The following is a 16,352-nucleotide window of genomic DNA, read 5'->3' as shown; positions in this document are numbered from 1 at the left end:
AAGCCGGGGTCGCTGAAGGCGGCCCCGGCTCAGCTGTCCTTGAGCCTCTGGTAGGTCTCCAGAGCACGCTCGCGTGACTCCGGCAGGCCCACCACGGGCTCCGGATACCCGGCAGCCTGTTCCGGAGACTTCCAGGGTTCGTGGATCGTTTTGTCATCCATCCCGGCGATTTCCGGAATGAACTCCCGCAGGTATCGGGCCGCTGCGTCGAACTTCTTGCTTTGCGTCACGGGGTTGAAGATCCGGAAATACGGGGAAGCATCCGCTCCTGATCCGGCCACCCATTGCCAGTTGACCGGATTGCTGGCTGAATCGGCGTCCACCAGGGTGTCCCAGAACCATGCTTCGCCCAGCCTCCAGTCGGCGAGCAGGTTCTTCACCAGGAACGACGCGGCGGCCATCCGGACGCGGTTGTGCATCCAGCCGGTCTGCCACAGCTGCCGCATTCCGGCATCCACCAACGGATAGCCCGTCCGGCCTTGCTGCCAGGCTTCCAGTTCAGCGTCCGACGGCGTTTGCCACTCGAAGCGGTCGAAGTCGGGTCGGTAGTTCCGTGTCGCCAGCTCCGGGTTCTCATACAGCAGCTGCCAGCAAAACTCGCGCCAGCCCAGTTCGGACCGGAAGATCCCGACGTCGGCGGTGGCCTGGTGCGGGAAGCGCTCACGGAGCGCGTGCCAGACGCGGAAGGGACTGATTTCACCAAATCGAAGGTGGGGGGAAAGGCGGCTGGTGCCTTCGACTCCCGGCCGGTCCCGGCCGGTTCCGTACTCCTCGACAGGGCCATCAAGGAAGTCGTGCAGGCGGCTGTGCGCGCCCGCTTCACCGGGCGTCCACGCCTCCGCGAGTCCCGCGCTCCAGTCCGGTGTCCGGGGGAGCAGCCCCCAGCCGTCCAGATCGTCGCTGTGGGGGAGCGCCCCGTCGTCGTTCCGCGCCGGTTGGGGCAGTTTGCCGGGGGCGCCGGACGGCATCCGCGGCTCACCGCTTTCGAGGCAGGCGCGCCAGAAGGGCGTGAAAACCTTGTAGGGCCCGCCGGATCCGGTACGGATGGTCCACGGCTCGAACATGAGGCTGGCCTGGAAGCTCGCGGCATCAAGGCCTTCGTCCCCGGCCCAGGCCTTAATGCCGGCATCGATGCTGCGTTCGGGTCCGCCGTACCTGCGGTTCCACCTCAGGTGTGAGGCTCCGGTGCCTGCCGTCAGTTCCTGGATGATTCCCGCTGCGCTCCCGCGCCGAAGGACCAGCCGGGAGCCGGCGGCCTCCAGTCCGGCAGCCAGGGACGCCAGTGAATGGTGCAGCCACCACTTGGCTGCACCGCCGAGGGCGCGCACCCCCGGCGATTCTTCATCCAGGATGTACACGACAGTCACGGGGTGGCCCAGGGCTGCCGCGTCGGCCAGCGCCGGATTGTCATCCAGGCGAAGGTCATCACGAAGCCAGACAATGGTGGAAGGCATGCTTCCACGGTACACGGCGCACCACGCTATTTACTGGCCGGTAACTTGGCCGTAGACTCGCTCCTGCCGTCCGTTGCGTTCATTCTCCGCAGGGACGGTTCCGTTCGGATCGGGCTTTTCCTGTTGACAACGGCATACGGCTGGAGGCTGCCGGGTGCCGGCCACCTGTTCGCCGCAATGATGCCGCGCGCAGGAAAAAGGATGTCCAATGAAGCTATTCCTTGCAGCGGCCAAAGAGGCGGGAGCGGTCAGAGCGGCACACTGCCAGCGGCCCGCCACCCGGGCTCTCCTGGCGGGTCTCGCCGCCGCAATCTCAGTTTCGGCATTGATCGCCCCTACCGCCCACGCCGCGCCGGCTGGCGGCGATGCGTGGGTGGTGAGCGTCGGGGATTCCTATGTTTCGGGGGAGGCGGGCCGCTGGGCGGGCAACTCCAGCGATCCTGCCCAGGCAGACGCCCTGGGTGACGCCGCCTACCTGGATGCCGGCCAGTCCGAGCGCACGGGGGGCTGCCACCGCTCCTCGTCAGCGGAAATCAGGATCGGGCAGGCGCAGGCACTCAACCTGGCCTGTTCCGGCGCCAAAACGGCCACGTCCTGGAACTCTTCAGGGGAATTCAAACCGGGGCTCGACTTCTACACCGACGCTGCCGGGAACAGCGGACAGGCCCTGGAACTTCAACGCTTCGCATCATCCCACCGGGTCAGGATGGTAGTGGTTTCGATCGGTGGCAACGACCTGGGTTTTGCCGGCATCATCGCCACGTGTGTCTCCAAGTTCATGACCAGCCCGTGGTGGGCACCGAGTTACTGCAAGGACTCCACCACGGTAGCCACCAACTTCTCGGGCGCCAACAGGGCGGCGGTGGCAGGCCGGATCGGCACCTCGCTTGCCAACGTTGCCAAGGCCATGGGCAGTGCAGGCTACGCGCCCGGTGAGTACAGCCTGGTGGTACAGAACTACGTCTCGCCACTGCCGCGGAGTTCCGACATCGCCTATTCCGAAGCCGGTTTCAGCCGGCAAAGCACCTACGGCTGCGGCTTCTGGAATGCGGACTTGGATTGGGCTGCGGGGGCCGCCGTGCCAGCCATCAACGCCACCATTTCAGCCGGCATCGCTGCTTCCGGAGTGGCCGGCGTTCACACGCTCAATGTGTCCGCGCTCTTCAGCGGCCATGAACTGTGCGCCGATACGACGAAGAAGCTGAACAACACCGCTCTGGCTGACTGGCGGAGCGCCGGCGCCGCGGACAACAGTGAGTGGATCAACGAGATCCGGACGGCGAGCACTGCCTTCAGCGACTACTACATCCAGGAATCACTGCACCCCAACTACTGGGGCCAGCTGGCCCTGCGCAACTGCCTGCGCAAGGTCTACAACGGCGGCGAGGTCCGTTCCGGGAGCTGTACGGCGGGGGCGGGGCTGACGTCGGGAGGCGAACCGGCGGTGAACTTGAGCCAGACGCCCACGCCGTAGCTGACAACGGAAAGGCCGGGGTCCCATCAGGGAACCCGGCCTTTCTTGCGTCCGGTCCGGAACCGGATCAGCTACTAGAGCTTGTCGAAATCAGCCTCTTCAACCGTGGAGTCTGCAGCCGAAGCGTTGGCCGACGAACCAATGGCAGGCTTCGCGCCGCCGGACTTCAGAGCCGCGAGCCGTGCTTCGATCTCGGTCTGCTCGCCAAGGTCTTCGAGCTGGTTGAACTGTGCATCGAGGCTGGAAGCGGCGAGTTCCTGCTGCCCGCGGACCTTGGCCTCTTCGCGGCGGATCTTCTCTTCGAAGCGGCCTACCTCGCTGGTGGGATCCATGAAGTCGATGCTCTTGAGCGCGTCGTGGACCTGGGACTGTGCAGCGGCGGTCTTGGACCGGGCCACCAGCTCATTGCGCTTGCTGGTCAGCTCGTTGAGCTTGCCCTTCATCTGGTCAAGACCGGTCTTGAGCTTGTCCACAACCTCGGTCTGCGAGGCGATGCTGGGCTCGGCAGCCTTTGCCTCGTTCTCGGCCGCCATCTGGCGCTGGATGGCCACCTTGGCAAGGTTGTCGAACTTCTGGGCGTCCACTGCGTCGCCGCTGCTCCGGTACTCGTCGGCCTTGCGGGACGCTGCCAGGGCCTTGTTGCCCCAGTCCTGGGCGTTCTTGACGTCCTCGTTGTAGTCGTCCTGGAGCATCCGCAGATTGCCGATGGTCTGCGCCACAGCAGATTCAGCTTCGGCAATGTTGTTCGTGTAATCCCGGACCATCTGGTCCAGCATCTTCTGCGGATCTTCGGCCTGGTCCAGCAAGGAGTTGATGTTCGCCTTTGCCAGCTGCGCCATACGGCCGAAAATGGACTGCTTAACCATGGTGTTGCCTTTCATCCTGCTCAGTGGTCGCCACTGAATTCAGTGAACAGTTGATGTACCGCTTCTATCCGGCGGCCAGGGAAAAGGCCGCCGCCTAGTCTGTGGATCGGCTAGAAGCTGCCGGAGTCTCCGCCGCCGAAATCGCCGCCGCCAAAGTCCCCGCCTCCGCCGCCGAAATCGCCGCCGCCCCAGCCGCCGCCGTCGCTGTGACCGCCGCCCCAGCCGCCGCCGCTGCCTCCGTTGAGGATGGAATTGATGAGGATGCCGCCGAGGATGGCACCGCCGAGTCCGCCACCGCCTCCGCCACCGAACATGCCGCCGCGGCCGTAGCCCTGGTTTGCGTAGCCGAAGCTGTCCACATCGCCCTGGGCGAGCTGTGCGGCCTGGGCTGCCAGGGCGTGGGCCTGCTGAGCGTACGTCAGCGCCGTGACCGGATCATTGCGGGAGATGGACAAGGCATAATCCAGGTTCCGCTGGGCTTCGGCCAGGCGGGTACGCGCTTCGGTCCCGACTCCGCCGCGGCGCGCCGTGATGTAGTCCGAGGTGGCGCTGATCTGCGCCTGCGCCGACATGATGGTCTGCTGCAACGAAGCCTGTGCGCGGCGAGCCTGTTCCTGCTGGTCCCGGATGCCCGTCAGGGACTGGTCCAGCGACTGATGGGCCGTTTCCACCCGCTCCAACGTGGCAATCGGATCGATCTTGCCGCCCTGGATTTCCGCCTTGACCTGCGCCAGGGCTGCTTCCACTCCGGCCACCGGCCCGGCAAGTTCCGGATGGGCTCCGGACTGGATCATCGCCTTGGCCTGCGCGAGGTCCTGTGACGTGTCAACCACAGCGGCCTCGAGGCTGTTACGGGCCTCGTCCAAGCTACCGGAGACCTTCGTGATGGCATCGATCAACACTTTTGTCTGGTGCAGGCTCTCTTCCGCAGCACGGACGGCCACTGCAGCCAGGCTGCCTTCTCCGGAGGCCAGCTTGTCCTGGGCCGTGGACGTGGCGTTCTGCACGAAAGCCAGCCGCTCCTTGGCCTGGCCGATGTTGTCCGAGACCTGGACAAGGGCGCTGTCAGCGTATTTGGCCCGCAGGGTTGTCAGGGTTTGTTCAGCCGTGGCGATCCGGGCGTCGGCTTCCTGGGCCCCGGCATTCACCGCGGCCAGGGCCTGGGGGGCGTTCTTCTCAAGTTCACGGAGCGAATCGAAGTCTGCCTTTTGTTCCTGGAGGGATGCCAGGGCAGCCTCGGAACGGCGGATAATTTCGCCGAGCCAGCTCCGCTGCTGCTCTTCGGTGTCCGGGATGTGGTCGTCAAGCTGCTGCTGCAGTTTGAACGACTCGGACATGTGGCCCTTGGCTTCCTGCAGCGCCTTGGTGAAATTCCCGACGGCGGCATCGCCATACTGTGCCTGGGCGAAGCCCAGTTCCTGCTCGCTCGAGTTAATGGCGTTATCGGCCTCAATAAGCAGCGAACCGCTCTTTTTGCGCAAGTCGTCCACGCTCAGCGAGGCCAGCGGGTCAAGCTCCGCACCCTGCGGGCCGTAACTGGCGCTGGACGCTGCGGTCTTCTTCCGACGGTTCCTGAAGTAGAGGTAGGCGCCCGCGCCACCCGCCACGACGACACCCGTGCCGACCAGTACGGCCGCTCCGGCGCCATCGCCTGAAGAAACGGTGCCGCTGCCGCCGCCTGCCGCGTCTCCGATGGCCGCAGCGGTGTCGATGGCTGCCTGGGCATAGTCCTTCTTGCCGCCGGCCAGGTTCGCCGTCACGGCATTCTGGCTGATGTTGGACTGCTTGGACTTAATGGGGCTTGCCGAGTTCAGTACAAAGCTGAATTTACCCTCTTCCGCTATCGCCAGAATGGCATCGGCCCTGCCCATGCTCTTGTTCGTTGCCACTTTCTGTGCCCACGCCGCGGGATCGGCCGGGTTTGTGAAAGAGTCCACAGTCACCACGTAGAGGTTGTACTTGTGGTCTTTCAGGAGCTTCTGGATTGCTTCCTGAACTTCGGCCTTACGTCCTCCGAGAACATTGGCGTTGTCCACGATGTTCGAGCCGGACGGAATGGTCACCGGGTCTTCGGCCCAGGCTGAGGTGGCGGGAACCGCCAGCAACCCGGCAAGGCCGATCACGGCGAGGAGACGTTTGAAATTAGACCGCATGTGCAACCCTTCAGCACTTCTGCGACTGATTCGGCCGAGCCAGTCGTCACAGAATGCAGCAGCGCCCCCACGCATGTGTAAAGCCGCAGGTCGCTGTGGCAATTCCATTTGATTCTATGGTGCACCAAATTGCCCGTCCACAACGGGGAATATGCCACCAGCGAAAAGCGCTGAAAGCACCTGCCGGACCTGCAAAAAATGGACTCCGACGGCGTTCAGCAACCTCCCAGCCAACGTCCGCCTTAGCTCCAGTCTGAGGGTCCATAGTTAAAGGCAGACAAGGATGAAAGGAAGTCTAATGACTGAGAACCCAGCACAGGGTGGATCGCCTGAGAACAGGGGTCCGGAAAAGCCCGGGGAGGGCTGGCCGGCGCAGCCTGCTCACGCGGACACGCAACCGCTGGATGCAGAGCCCCGGCAGCAGTCCGCGCTGCAGCCGCAGGCACCGGCGCGGCCAGCCGGAGACTCAGTCCAAGGAAACCCTGATGCGCAGCGCAACCCGAGCGCCCAGGACAACCCGACTATCCGGCTCGACCGGGCACAGTCCGACGATCGAAATGCGCACTTCCGTGACGGTCAGCCACATTCAGGCGGGGACGGTGCACCGCAGCCCGTCTATCCGCAGCACCAGCCTTTCTACGGCCAACAGGCGGGCCCTTCCGCCCCGCATGACGCCCACCAGGGACACAGCAACTACTCCGGTGCCGGCGCCCCGCAGGGCAGCGGCCCCTACCAGGCCAGCCACCAGCACCCGGGCAGCATGTACGCCTCCGATCCTGCAAGCACCCCGAAGCGGAAAGCGGCCTTTGGCGTGGGAACCCTGGTGGCCAGCATTCTTGCCGCCGGCCTGGTGGGCGGCGGAGTGGTGGCGGCCAGCGATGCTTTCCTCAGCAACGGCTCCACGTCAGCCGTCAGCAGCGCCGGCGGCCAGCCCAGCACCGTGATCGTCAACAACAAAGATGACGTGAACGTCATTACCGCCGCTTCGCTGAAGGCTTCCCCGAGCGTGGTGACCATAAAAGCGACGAGCGGCAGCGACGGCGGCACCGGTTCGGGAATCATCCTCGACGACGACGGTCATATCCTGACCAATACCCACGTTGTGACCCTTGACGGCAAGACGGCCAGCGCCACCATCGAAGTCCGGACGAGTGACGGCAGGGTGCTCACCGCGAAAATCGTTGGCACGGACCCCCTCAGCGACCTTGCAGTGATCAAGGTGGACAACGCCTCGGGGCTGACGCCGGCAACCCTTGGTGACTCCAGCAAGCTGAACGTTGGTGACACCGCCATTGCCATCGGCTCGCCCCTGGGCCTGACGGGAACGGTCACCGACGGTATCGTCTCCACGCTGAACCGGACCATCAGCGTGGCCTCATCGGCAGCGCCCAAGGAAGGCGCGGATGATTCCCAAAGCGACGGCGAAGGCGGCTTCCAGTTTGCCCCGCCGGACGGCGGCCAAAGCCAGAACTCCGCGAACCAGGGATCCATCTCCCTTAACGTGATCCAGACCGACGCCGCCATTAACCCCGGCAACTCCGGCGGCGCCCTGGTCAACAGCAAGGGTGAGGTCATCGGTGTGAACGTGGCCATTGCCTCGGCGGGCGGCGATTCCAGCTCGAGCACCAGCGGCAACATCGGCGTGGGCTTCAGTGTTCCGATCAATAACGCCAAGCGTGTTGCCCAGGAGATCATTGACAACGGCAAAGCCACGCACGGCCAGTTCGGCGTCAGTGTGAAGTCGAAGTCCTCCACGTCCTCAAGCTCGTCCTTCTCGGTGGGTGCGGAAGTGGCCACCGTGGAGTCAGGCTCCGCCGCCGCCAAGGCCGGCCTGAAAGTGGGCGACGTCGTGACGAAATTCAACGACCTCGTCATCAGCGATCCCAACCAGTTGACCGCAGCGGTTCGGGAGCAGCCGGCGGGCGCGACCGTGAAGGTCACGTTCCAGCGCGGCGGCCAGCAACAGCAGGTGGACGTGACACTCGGAGCGGCAGCGGAGCAGTAACTGCCGGCGTCGCGTCCGGCAGCGCGGCACGTATTCACCCGACAGCGGAGGCGGGGGCACCTGCATGGTGCCCCCGCCTCCGCTGCTCGGCCGTCGCGGTCCCGCGCCCGCCTGCCGCGGTCCTGCGCCCGCCTGCCGCGGTCCTGCGCCGGCCTGACACAGGCCTTAACGGGACGGCGCGGGCGCCCCGCTATATGGTTAGCTTGGTTCTACCCGCACCCCGGGGGAGATCCGCGGCCATAACCTCACCCGGCTGGCTATCCACAAGCATGGAAGGCTGCTGTACAGAAAGTGGAAGAGACATTGAAGATCATCGTTCTGGTCAAGCATGTACCAGACGCGCAATTGGACCGTCACCTCAGCGCCGAGGACAACACCACGGACCGCGCCGATAGCATCCTGTCCGAGCTGGACGAATACGCCCTGGAAGCCGCGCTGCAGCTGACAGAAGCCCGCGGCGGAGCAAAGGCCGGCAACCAGGTCATCGCTTTGAGCATGGGTCCCGCCGGCGCCGTCAATGCCATCAAGAAGTCCCTCCAGATCGGCGCCACCGAAGGCGTCCACCTCCGCGACGACGCGCTGGCCGGATCCGATGCAGCCGCGACGTCACTGGCACTGGCTGCAGCCGTCCGCCACCTTGGAGCAGACAGCCCCGTGGACCTGGTCCTGACCGGCATGGCGTCCACCGACGGCGAGACCTCCCTCGTTCCTGCGCAGCTGGCCGAGCGGCTCGGGCTCCCGCAGGTCACGTTCGCCTCCGAACTGGAAGTGGACGGCGGCCGCGTCATCGCCCGGCGCGACAGCGACACGCACTATGACACCATCGAGGCACCGCTGCCCGCCGTCGTGTCGGTTACCGACCAGATCAACGAGCCGCGCTTCCCTAACTTCAAGGGAATCATCGCTGCAAAGCGCAAGACCATCACCACGCTCTCGCTCGCTGAGATCGGCGTCGACCCTGCACAGGTGGGCAAGGCCGGTTCGTGGACCGCTGTGCAGACGGCAGCCGCCCGCCCGCCGCGCACCGCCGGCACCATCATCACCGACGAAGGCGACGCCGGCATCAAGCTGGTCGAGTTCCTGGCCGCCCAGAAGCTGCTCTAAGAGGATTCCAGACATGGCAAAAGTACTTGTATTCATTGACAACCCCGGCCAGGCGCTCAAGAAGAGCAGCCTTGAACTGTTGACGATCGCCCGTACGCTCGGTGAAACGGCAGTCGCCGTCAACGGACCACTGAACGACGACGTCGCCGGCGCCTTCGGTTCGCACGGCGCCGCCGCCATCTTCCGGCCCTCGTCCGACGACCTTGACGCTTACCTGGTGGGCCCCAAGGCTGCATTCCTGGCCGGGGCCGTTGCGGCCTCGGGTGCCACAACAGTGCTCCTGGAGAACTCGTTTGACGGGAAGGAGATCGCAGCCCGGCTGGGCATCAAGCTTGGCGCCGGCGTCATCACCGACGTCGTGGCAGTGGACCCGGACGGCACGGCGCACAAGTCGGTGCTGGCGGGCTCCTACACGACCACGGCCAAGGCCACTACGGCAGTCTCCGTGCTGACAGTAAAGCCGAACAGCGTAACGCCGGAACCCGCAGGCGCAGCAGCAAGCCCGGAGGTACTCACGGTCGACGTGCCGGAGTCCGCCTCGGCCGGCGCTGCCCGGATTACCGGCCGCACGGACAAGCCGGCCAGTGGCCGTCCGGACCTCACCGAGGCCCGGATTGTGGTGGCAGGCGGACGCGGCGTCGACGGCGATTTCGGTCCGGTTGAGGAACTGGCCGACGCCCTCGGTGCCGCCGTTGGTGCGTCCCGCGCCGCAACAGATGCCGGCTGGATCGGCCACGATGCGCAGGTGGGCCAGACCGGCAAGACGGTTTCCCCGCAGCTCTACATTTCCGCCGGCATCTCCGGCGCCATCCAGCAGAAAGCCGGCATGCAGACCGCCAAGGTCATTGTTGCCGTCAACAAGGATGCCGAATCACCGGTCTTCGAGATCGCCGATTTCGGCATCATCGGAGACCTCTTCCAGGTTCTTCCGCAGGCAACCGAAGAGATCAAGAAGCGCAAAGGCTGATGAGTTGAGCATCAATGCTACGGCTAAGAGCCCGTTCAACCCGGACCACCACCGGGTTGAGCGGGTCCTTTGTTTTACCGCCCACCCGGACGATATCGACTTCGGCGCAGCCGGGACGATCGCTGCCTGGACCGCGGCAGGAGTTGAGGTCAGTTACTGCATCATGACCGACGGCGACGCCGGCGGTTTCGACCCGGCGCAGCGCGACCAGATCGTGGCCATGCGGGCGGAGGAACAACGCCGGGCCGCTGCGCTGGTCGGGGTGACCGACATCCACTATCTCCACGAGCGGGACGGCTACCTGGAACCGACGCACGAGGTGATGAGGGGAGTGGTGAAGCTGATCCGGGAGATCCGGCCCGACGTCGTGCTTTCCATGCATCCCGAACGCAACTGGAACCGCATCCAGAAGAGCCATCCGGACCACCTCGCCGTGGGCGAGGCCGTAACGCGCGCCGTCTATCCGGCCCTGGAAAACCCCTTCGCGTACCCGGACCTGGCCGAGGCGGGCCTTGAAGCCTACAAGCTGCCGTGGCTCTGGCTGATTGCCGGACCCGAGGAGCGGGAGAACCATTTTGTGGACGTCACGGCACACGTCGAGGAGAAGCTGGCGGCGATCCATGTTCATGCCAGCCAGCACCCGGACCTGGATGCCATGGACCGCACAGTCCGCGCCCTCATGCTGGGTACCGGCTCGCGGGCCGGTTTGGCCGACGGGCGCAGTGCCGAGGCGTTTCATGTCGTCACAATCAACGGTTCCGGGACCATCGCCGGGTTCTAGGGTTGTCCGGGTGTAACCCGTGTCATATGCTGGCCTCTGTTTAAATCATATTTATTCAGGAAGGCAGACTTTGATGGCGAAGACTGCGCAGCAGCCGGTACTGGTGATCATGGGTGTCTCAGGATCCGGTAAATCAACTGTGGCCGGCCTCTTGGCCGGCAAGCTCGGATGGGACCTGGCGGAAGGCGACGACCTGCACCCGGCGTCGAACGTCGCAAAAATGCAGGCCGGTGAGCCGCTGACCGATGAGGACAGATGGCCGTGGCTGGAATCCATCGCCGAATGGATCCGGGCGCACACGCAGGACGGAACCCCCGGCGTCGTCACCTGTTCCGCGCTAAAAAAGCGCTACCGGGACGCCCTGCGCGGTGAGGGCGTGGTGTTCGTCTTCCTGCAGGGAAGCAAGGAAAAGATCTCCGACCGCCTGGCATCGCGGCACGGGCACTTCATGCCTCCCGCGCTGCTCGAATCGCAGTTTGATGCGCTGGAAGAGCCGACGGCGGACGAAAACCACATTTCCCTGTGCGTATCGGCCACACCGTCGGAAGAAGCCCAGGAAATCATCGAGCGGCTCAACCTGGACGCGGCAGACGCCGCGACCCCATAGACCAGCGTTACGCACTTAGGAACCATACTTTGAATTCTCAAATAGCAATGCAGCTGCCTGCTGCCGTCGAGGGCTGGACCGGCCATGACACGCAGCTTCTGGTGGTCGCCGCAATCGGCATCGCACTCATTGTGGTGCTGATCGCCAAACTCAAGCTGCACCCCTTCCTTGCGCTTGTCCTCGGCTCCGCCTTCGTGGGCCTTGCCTCGGGCGTTGAACTTGCCAAGGTCATCTCCAACTTCGAAGACGGAGTGGGCGGCGTCCTGAAGGAAGTCGGCCTGCTGATCGCCCTCGGCGCGATGCTCGGCAAGCTTCTGGCCGACTCCGGCGGCGCCAACCGCGTGGTGGACACGCTGCTGGACAAGGCCAGCGGCAACAAGGTGGTCTGGTCCGTCACCCTGGTGGCAGTCATCATCGGCCTGCCGATGTTCTTCGAAATCGGACTTGTGCTGCTGCTCCCCGTGATCGTCCTGGTCACGCAGCGTTCCAAGATGCCGCTCATGCGCATCGCCATTCCCGCCCTGGCCGGGCTCTCAGTGCTGCACGGACTGGTGCCGCCGCACCCCGGACCCCTGATCGCGATCAGCGCCGTCAAAGCAGAGCTCGGCACCACTCTGGCCCTGGGAATCCTCGTTGCCATCCCCACGGTCATTATCTGCGGACCGCTGTTCTCACGCCTCGCCGCGAAATGGGTTCCGGTGGGTGCGCCCGCCGTGGCCGGCGGCATCGACACCCAGCATGGCGCGGACATGGAAGGCGTCAAACGCCAGCCCACGTTCCTTGTCACCCTGCTGACCATCATCTTCCCGGTGGTGCTGATGCTACTCAAAGCCGTGGTGGACATCGTCTGGCCCGATCCCAAGACTGCACCGCCGGTCCGGATCTTCTTTGACTTCGTTGGCCAGCCCCTGGTTGCCATGACACTGGCCGTGCTGCTGGCGATCATCACTTTCGGTTACGCCGTGGGATTCACCGGCAGCCGCATCACGTCCAAGGTCGGCGCCAGCCTCGGCCCCATCGCGGCAATTCTGCTGATCGTGGGTGCCGGCGGCGGCTTCAAGCAGACCCTGATCGGGGCGGGCGTCGGCGACGCCGTCAAGAAGTGGGCCGAAGGCACCAACATGTCGGTCCTGGTGCTGGGCTTCATCGTGGCCGTCGCACTGCGGCTGGCCACCGGCTCCGCCACAGTAGCGACGGTGACGGCAGCCGGCATCGTGGCTCCGCTGGCCAGTTCACTGACCCCGACCCATGCCGCACTGCTGGCCCTGGCCATCGGCGCGGGCTCGCTCTTCCTCTCCCACGTCAACGACGCAGGCTTCTGGCTGGTAAAGGAGCTCTTCGGTCTGACCGTCGGGCAGACCTTCAAGACGTGGTCCGTCATGGAGACGCTGATCTCCGTTGTCGGCTTCGGCTTCGTGATGCTGCTGTCGCTGATAATTTAGCGGCGCGATTCATCGGAACCGCGGCTCAGGCGAGCCGCGCCGCCGCGCAGGCCTTGATCCCTTCGAAAAGGAAGGGATCAAGGCCTGCGCGGCTTTTGTCGTTAGGGCTTGGTGGTTAAAGTGCCGCGGCCTGCCGGTGCTCGCCGGAAGGCGGGCACCGGCAGGCCGGTGATGACGACGGCGGCGGCAGCAGGCTACGCGCCGAGAGGGGCCGCTGCGACTGTCGGCAACGTGGGCGAAGCCGAGCCGCCCACCGGTTCAACGGTGATGCCCAGCGCGGCCGCGGAATGGATGCCCTTCACCACGGCCGGCTTGGACAACGCCTCTGCGTCCATGAGCCCCTGCGAAACCGGAGCGGAGCCGTCCTTGGGGATCAGCCACATCTGGTACACCTTGCCGGACGGAGGAGCCGGCACCCCGTTCATCTTGACCACCACTGCGTCCTTGGAAGACGAGATGGAAACCGTGGCCGTTCCTCCGCCACTGACGTCGACGGTTGCCTGCCGGACATCCTGGGCCTGGAGCACCTGGTTCAGCGGATCGTTCTGGTTTGCCACATAGGCTCCCACTCCGACGCCGCCCAGCGCGATGACAGCGGCAGCGGCCACCCCGATAAACCAGTTACGGAGCCCGGGCGCCCGGCGTCGTTCTTCACGGCGCTGACGGGCGGCGCCGAGTTCGTCAGTGCCAGGCGCCTGGCCCGGTTCCTGCGCATGCCCGTGGACTATGGGGGTGGAAACCGGAACGATGCCGGGCTGCGCCGGAAGCTGGGCCACAATGCGGTCGAACAGCCCCGCGGGCGGTTCCTCCTCCGCAGTGAAGGTGAAGGCCAGCGTTTCGCGTGCCTGCCGGACGCGTTCGTCGAAGGCGTCCCGTTCCGGCCCCGGCGCGGCCGAGATGTATTCCTCAATGGCGGCCCGTTCGGCGGGGGTCACAGCGTCCAGGGCATACACTTCGGCGAGTTCCACGGCACGGCCGGAAGCCAGGTCCGTGGCGATATCGTGGGCAAACATCCCGGGCGGACGGCTGCTGTTCGGTTGGTTCACGTCGGTCATCTCAACTCACCCCCAGACAGGTCTTCAAGCGGATCAGCCCATCGCGGATGCGGGACTTGATGGTGGGTACGGCGGCGTTCAGTTTCTCCGCGACTTCGCGGTACGTTAGTCCGCCGTAGTAGGCCAGCCGGACGGATTGCTGCTGCGTCTCGGTGAGGGTATCCAGGCACCTGACAACGGCTTCTGCTTCCAGCCTGCTGCCGACCTCATCGGAAACGGAGTCATGGTCAATGTCCTGGCTGCTCGCGCCGTATTTGGCTTCCCTGTCAGTGGACGACTGGGAGGAGCGGACCTTGTCCACGGCACGCCGGTGCGAGATCGTCATCAGCCATGCCAGCGGACTGCCCGCCTCAGGATTGAATTTCGCCGCGTTCTGCCAGACCTGCAGGAAGACTTCCTGAGTGGTGTCCTCGCTGAGCTCGGGATCGATCAGCACGCGGCGTGCCATGCCGAAGACGCGCCGGGAAGTCAGTTCATAGAATTCCGCGAACGCCCCTTGGTCACCGTTGGCGATGAGTGCCAGCAGCTCACCGAGCCGCCGGTTCACTTCGACGGGAGTGCCCGGGGAAGCGGTGGCTTCGGGGTTTGGGGCGTTGGGAGTTTCCATTACCCCCAAGCATAAGTCGATTTCGGGCGAACGCTTGGCACCGGGAGCGCTCGGAACGTCGCCGTGGGCGGTGCGACTGTTCCGGGCCGGGGACCTGCGGACCTGCACTGTAGTCACCTGCCGCTCCTCGATCCTGTAGGGGCCCGGGTTGGCCTTCACAGGTTATTCGGAGTGCAGGCGCGGAAGGATGGGCGGAGGAGTGCCACTAATTGCCGGCCGGCCGGTCGGGGCAGCGGCAGTGCCCGGGGCCGTGGTCGGGGCGAGCCGGGCTAGAGCTTGGCGCCGGCGAAGCCGTTCTGGCGCCAGGCTTCAAAAACCGCAATGGACGCCGCGTTCGCGAGGTTCAGGGACCGAAGCGAGGGAAGCATCGGCAGCCGCACCCGCGACGTTACGTGCGGGTCGTGCTTGACATCCTCCGGCAGTCCCACGGATTCCTGGCCAAAGAGGAGCACATCGCCGGGCAGGTAGCTGATGTCCGTGTAGGAGGTTTCGCCATCGGACGTGAACGCGTAGACGCGCTCGGGCTGCAAAGCTTTCCAGGCAGCGCCGAGGTCTTTATGCACCGTCACGACGGCGAGGTCGTGATAGTCCAGGCCGGCACGGCGTAGTTTGGCGTCGGAAAAGTCAAAGCCCAGCGGCTCCACCAGGTGCAGCTCGGCACCGGTGATGGCAGCCAGCCGGATGGCATTGCCGGTGTTGCCGGGAATTTCGGGGGAGTGGAAGAGGATGCGAAACACCGTCCCATCCTAGCGACCGCCCGCCCCGTCCGCTGTCCGTGCCGCCCGTCCCCCGGATGTCCGTTCCATGCAGGCCAGCCCGTGCAAGCCAGCCGTCAGTGCATCCCGCGGAGCAGCCTGGCGAGGGCGGGGACGTTGACGGTATTCGGAGCGGGCCCGGAGCTCAGGAACTCCTTGAGTCCCCGGACCAGTCCGGCCCCGTTGACCACCTGTACCGTTTCATGCCCGCGGGGTGATCGCCGGTGGTGGTCGATCACCGGCTCATGGAGGTTGCCGTCCGGACTGTGGATGACGGTCCATCCCGTCACGTTCAGCTCCGGGAAGATGTCCTGCATACGCCGGACGATGTGCGCCAGCTGCGGCGGAGCAATGGCCCGGCCGCCGTGCGTCAGGGTGCTGCCGTTCCAGGCGTACGCACCCTTGGGCAACAGCATGGATCCGATCAGCGCGAGCCGGTAGCCGGACAGCAGTGCGTGGTCGATGTGGCTGTTGTCCGCCGGTGACTGCAGCCCGTTGATCAGCCGTGCGGCGGGAATGGCCGGGAGGATCTGCCTGCTGATCAGCTGAACGGTCCGCATTTCCCGCTGGATACGGGCTTCCGCACCGAAAATGCCCCGCTTCCGCGGCATGCCGTGGACCTGCCGGGCGGCAAGCTCCGCGGGGATCAGCGGAACGCTGCCGGACTCCTGGTCCTCGAACGGAGGGACGTAGACCGGAGCGTCGCCTGCCGTGTTGCGCGGACTGTTGGGCCGGTGGACGGTTGCCGACGCCCGGCTCCCGGCAGCGGGCGCGTCGAAATGGGCGCCTTCCGTCGGAGTCGCGCCAGTTCCATGTGCGTACGAGCGGTCGTAGGCGGCCCGCCGCTTCGGATCAATCAGCGTCTCGTAGGCAAGGGTCACCTGCCGGAAAACGGCGGCGTCGCCGCCGTGGTCGGGATGTGCCCGCCTGGCAGCCTTGCGGTAGGCCACCTTGATCTCTTTGTCCGTCGCCGTCACGGGAAGGCGAAGGACCTGGTAATGGGAGCTGCTGCCCTGGGTCAAGCACTGATCCTTATCTTGTCGGTTCCAGTCCACTCAGGCAGTCCGGTCCGCCCAGTTTAA

The 16,352-nt window shown here is 65.2% G+C and carries 14 protein-coding genes; 7 read left to right on the top strand and 7 right to left on the bottom strand.

Features of this window, described 5'->3' with window-relative positions:
• Positions 1-29: 29 nt before the first annotated feature.
• Complete coding sequence (locus ACSQ1X_RS13970) at positions 30-1,454, bottom strand: cryptochrome/photolyase family protein (RefSeq protein WP_436058087.1); 1,425 nt, start codon at positions 1,452-1,454, stop codon at positions 30-32.
• A 208-nt stretch (positions 1,455-1,662) separates the two neighbouring features.
• On the opposite strand from ACSQ1X_RS13970, the gene ACSQ1X_RS13965 reads away from it, so the two are divergent.
• Positions 1,663-2,928, top strand: coding sequence for a hypothetical protein (locus ACSQ1X_RS13965; protein ID WP_436058086.1), 1,266 nt, complete (start codon positions 1,663-1,665; stop codon positions 2,926-2,928).
• Positions 2,929-3,002: 74 nt separating this feature from the next.
• Here the strand turns inward: ACSQ1X_RS13965 and ACSQ1X_RS13960 are convergent, their stop codons facing one another.
• Positions 3,003-3,794, bottom strand: a complete 792-nt coding sequence (locus ACSQ1X_RS13960) for a PspA/IM30 family protein (protein WP_055797264.1) — start codon at positions 3,792-3,794, stop codon at positions 3,003-3,005.
• Positions 3,795-3,904: 110 nt separating this feature from the next.
• Positions 3,905-5,947 (bottom strand): TPM domain-containing protein, encoded by a 2,043-nt coding sequence (locus tag ACSQ1X_RS13955; RefSeq protein ID WP_436058085.1) that lies wholly within the window; start codon positions 5,945-5,947, stop codon positions 3,905-3,907.
• 298 nt (positions 5,948-6,245) lie between these two features.
• Here ACSQ1X_RS13955 and ACSQ1X_RS13950 point away from each other — a divergent pair, with 298 nt between their 5' ends.
• The 6 genes from ACSQ1X_RS13950 to ACSQ1X_RS13925 all read left to right on the top strand — a co-directional run bounded on the left by ACSQ1X_RS13950 (position 6,246) and on the right by ACSQ1X_RS13925 (position 12,853).
• Positions 6,246-7,952: a trypsin-like peptidase domain-containing protein gene (locus ACSQ1X_RS13950; RefSeq protein WP_436058084.1), complete on the top strand. Its 1,707-nt coding sequence runs from the start codon at positions 6,246-6,248 to the stop codon at positions 7,950-7,952.
• Positions 7,953-8,255: 303 nt separating this feature from the next.
• Positions 8,256-9,056 (top strand): electron transfer flavoprotein subunit beta/FixA family protein, encoded by an 801-nt coding sequence (locus tag ACSQ1X_RS13945; protein WP_055796563.1) that lies wholly within the window; start codon positions 8,256-8,258, stop codon positions 9,054-9,056.
• A gap of 13 nt (positions 9,057-9,069) precedes the next feature.
• On the top strand, positions 9,070-10,023 hold the full coding sequence (locus ACSQ1X_RS13940) for an electron transfer flavoprotein subunit alpha/FixB family protein (protein ID WP_436058083.1): 954 nt from the start codon (positions 9,070-9,072) through the stop codon (positions 10,021-10,023).
• A gap of 4 nt (positions 10,024-10,027) precedes the next feature.
• Positions 10,028-10,804 carry a PIG-L deacetylase family protein gene (locus ACSQ1X_RS13935; RefSeq protein WP_436058082.1) on the top strand — a complete coding sequence of 259 codons (777 nt, stop codon included), beginning with the start codon at positions 10,028-10,030 and terminating at the stop codon, positions 10,802-10,804.
• A gap of 73 nt (positions 10,805-10,877) precedes the next feature.
• Positions 10,878-11,411, top strand: a complete 534-nt coding sequence (locus ACSQ1X_RS13930; RefSeq protein ID WP_055796554.1) for a gluconokinase — start codon at positions 10,878-10,880, stop codon at positions 11,409-11,411.
• Positions 11,412-11,458: 47 nt separating this feature from the next.
• Positions 11,459-12,853, top strand: a complete 1,395-nt coding sequence (locus tag ACSQ1X_RS13925) for a GntT/GntP/DsdX family permease (RefSeq protein ID WP_055796551.1) — start codon at positions 11,459-11,461, stop codon at positions 12,851-12,853.
• Positions 12,854-13,047: 194 nt separating this feature from the next.
• Here the strand turns inward: ACSQ1X_RS13925 and ACSQ1X_RS13920 are convergent, their stop codons facing one another.
• The 4 genes from ACSQ1X_RS13920 to ACSQ1X_RS13905 all read right to left on the bottom strand — a co-directional run bounded on the left by ACSQ1X_RS13920 (position 13,048) and on the right by ACSQ1X_RS13905 (position 16,292).
• Positions 13,048-13,908: an anti-sigma factor gene (locus ACSQ1X_RS13920; protein WP_055796548.1), complete on the bottom strand. Its 861-nt coding sequence runs from the start codon at positions 13,906-13,908 to the stop codon at positions 13,048-13,050.
• Position 13,909: 1 nt separating this feature from the next.
• Positions 13,910-14,515 (bottom strand): sigma-70 family RNA polymerase sigma factor, encoded by a 606-nt coding sequence (locus ACSQ1X_RS13915; RefSeq protein WP_436058081.1) that lies wholly within the window; start codon positions 14,513-14,515, stop codon positions 13,910-13,912.
• Between the two features lie 269 nt (positions 14,516-14,784).
• Positions 14,785-15,252: a tRNA (cytidine(34)-2'-O)-methyltransferase gene (locus ACSQ1X_RS13910; protein WP_436058080.1), complete on the bottom strand. Its 468-nt coding sequence runs from the start codon at positions 15,250-15,252 to the stop codon at positions 14,785-14,787.
• A gap of 95 nt (positions 15,253-15,347) precedes the next feature.
• On the bottom strand, positions 15,348-16,292 hold the full coding sequence (locus ACSQ1X_RS13905) for a J domain-containing protein (protein ID WP_436058079.1): 945 nt from the start codon (positions 16,290-16,292) through the stop codon (positions 15,348-15,350).
• Between the last annotated feature and the right edge of the window lie 60 nt (positions 16,293-16,352).

The organism is Arthrobacter sp. LjRoot78 (assembly GCF_964254335.1).
GTDB lineage: Bacteria > Actinomycetota > Actinomycetes > Actinomycetales > Micrococcaceae > Arthrobacter.
This window is presented reverse-complemented; position numbering and strand designations above follow the sequence as displayed.

What these genes read in the sequence shown, in the direction of transcription:
- ACSQ1X_RS13955 (WP_436058085.1), bottom strand. Translation starts at nt 5,947, where the DNA reads ATGCGGTCTAATTTCAAACGTCTCCTCGCCGTGATCGGCCTTGCCGGG.
- ACSQ1X_RS13950 (WP_436058084.1), top strand. Translation starts at nt 6,246, where the DNA reads ATGACTGAGAACCCAGCACAGGGTGGATCGCCTGAGAACAGGGGTCCG.
- ACSQ1X_RS13960 (WP_055797264.1), bottom strand. Translation starts at nt 3,794, where the DNA reads ATGGTTAAGCAGTCCATTTTCGGCCGTATGGCGCAGCTGGCAAAGGCG.
- ACSQ1X_RS13930 (WP_055796554.1), top strand. Translation starts at nt 10,878, where the DNA reads ATGGCGAAGACTGCGCAGCAGCCGGTACTGGTGATCATGGGTGTCTCA.
- ACSQ1X_RS13925 (WP_055796551.1), top strand. Translation starts at nt 11,459, where the DNA reads ATGCAGCTGCCTGCTGCCGTCGAGGGCTGGACCGGCCATGACACGCAG.
- ACSQ1X_RS13970 (WP_436058087.1), bottom strand. Translation starts at nt 1,454, where the DNA reads ATGCCTTCCACCATTGTCTGGCTTCGTGATGACCTTCGCCTGGATGAC.
- ACSQ1X_RS13965 (WP_436058086.1), top strand. Translation starts at nt 1,663, where the DNA reads ATGAAGCTATTCCTTGCAGCGGCCAAAGAGGCGGGAGCGGTCAGAGCG.
- ACSQ1X_RS13940 (WP_436058083.1), top strand. Translation starts at nt 9,070, where the DNA reads ATGGCAAAAGTACTTGTATTCATTGACAACCCCGGCCAGGCGCTCAAG.
- ACSQ1X_RS13915 (WP_436058081.1), bottom strand. Translation starts at nt 14,515, where the DNA reads ATGGAAACTCCCAACGCCCCAAACCCCGAAGCCACCGCTTCCCCGGGC.
- ACSQ1X_RS13920 (WP_055796548.1), bottom strand. Translation starts at nt 13,908, where the DNA reads ATGACCGACGTGAACCAACCGAACAGCAGCCGTCCGCCCGGGATGTTT.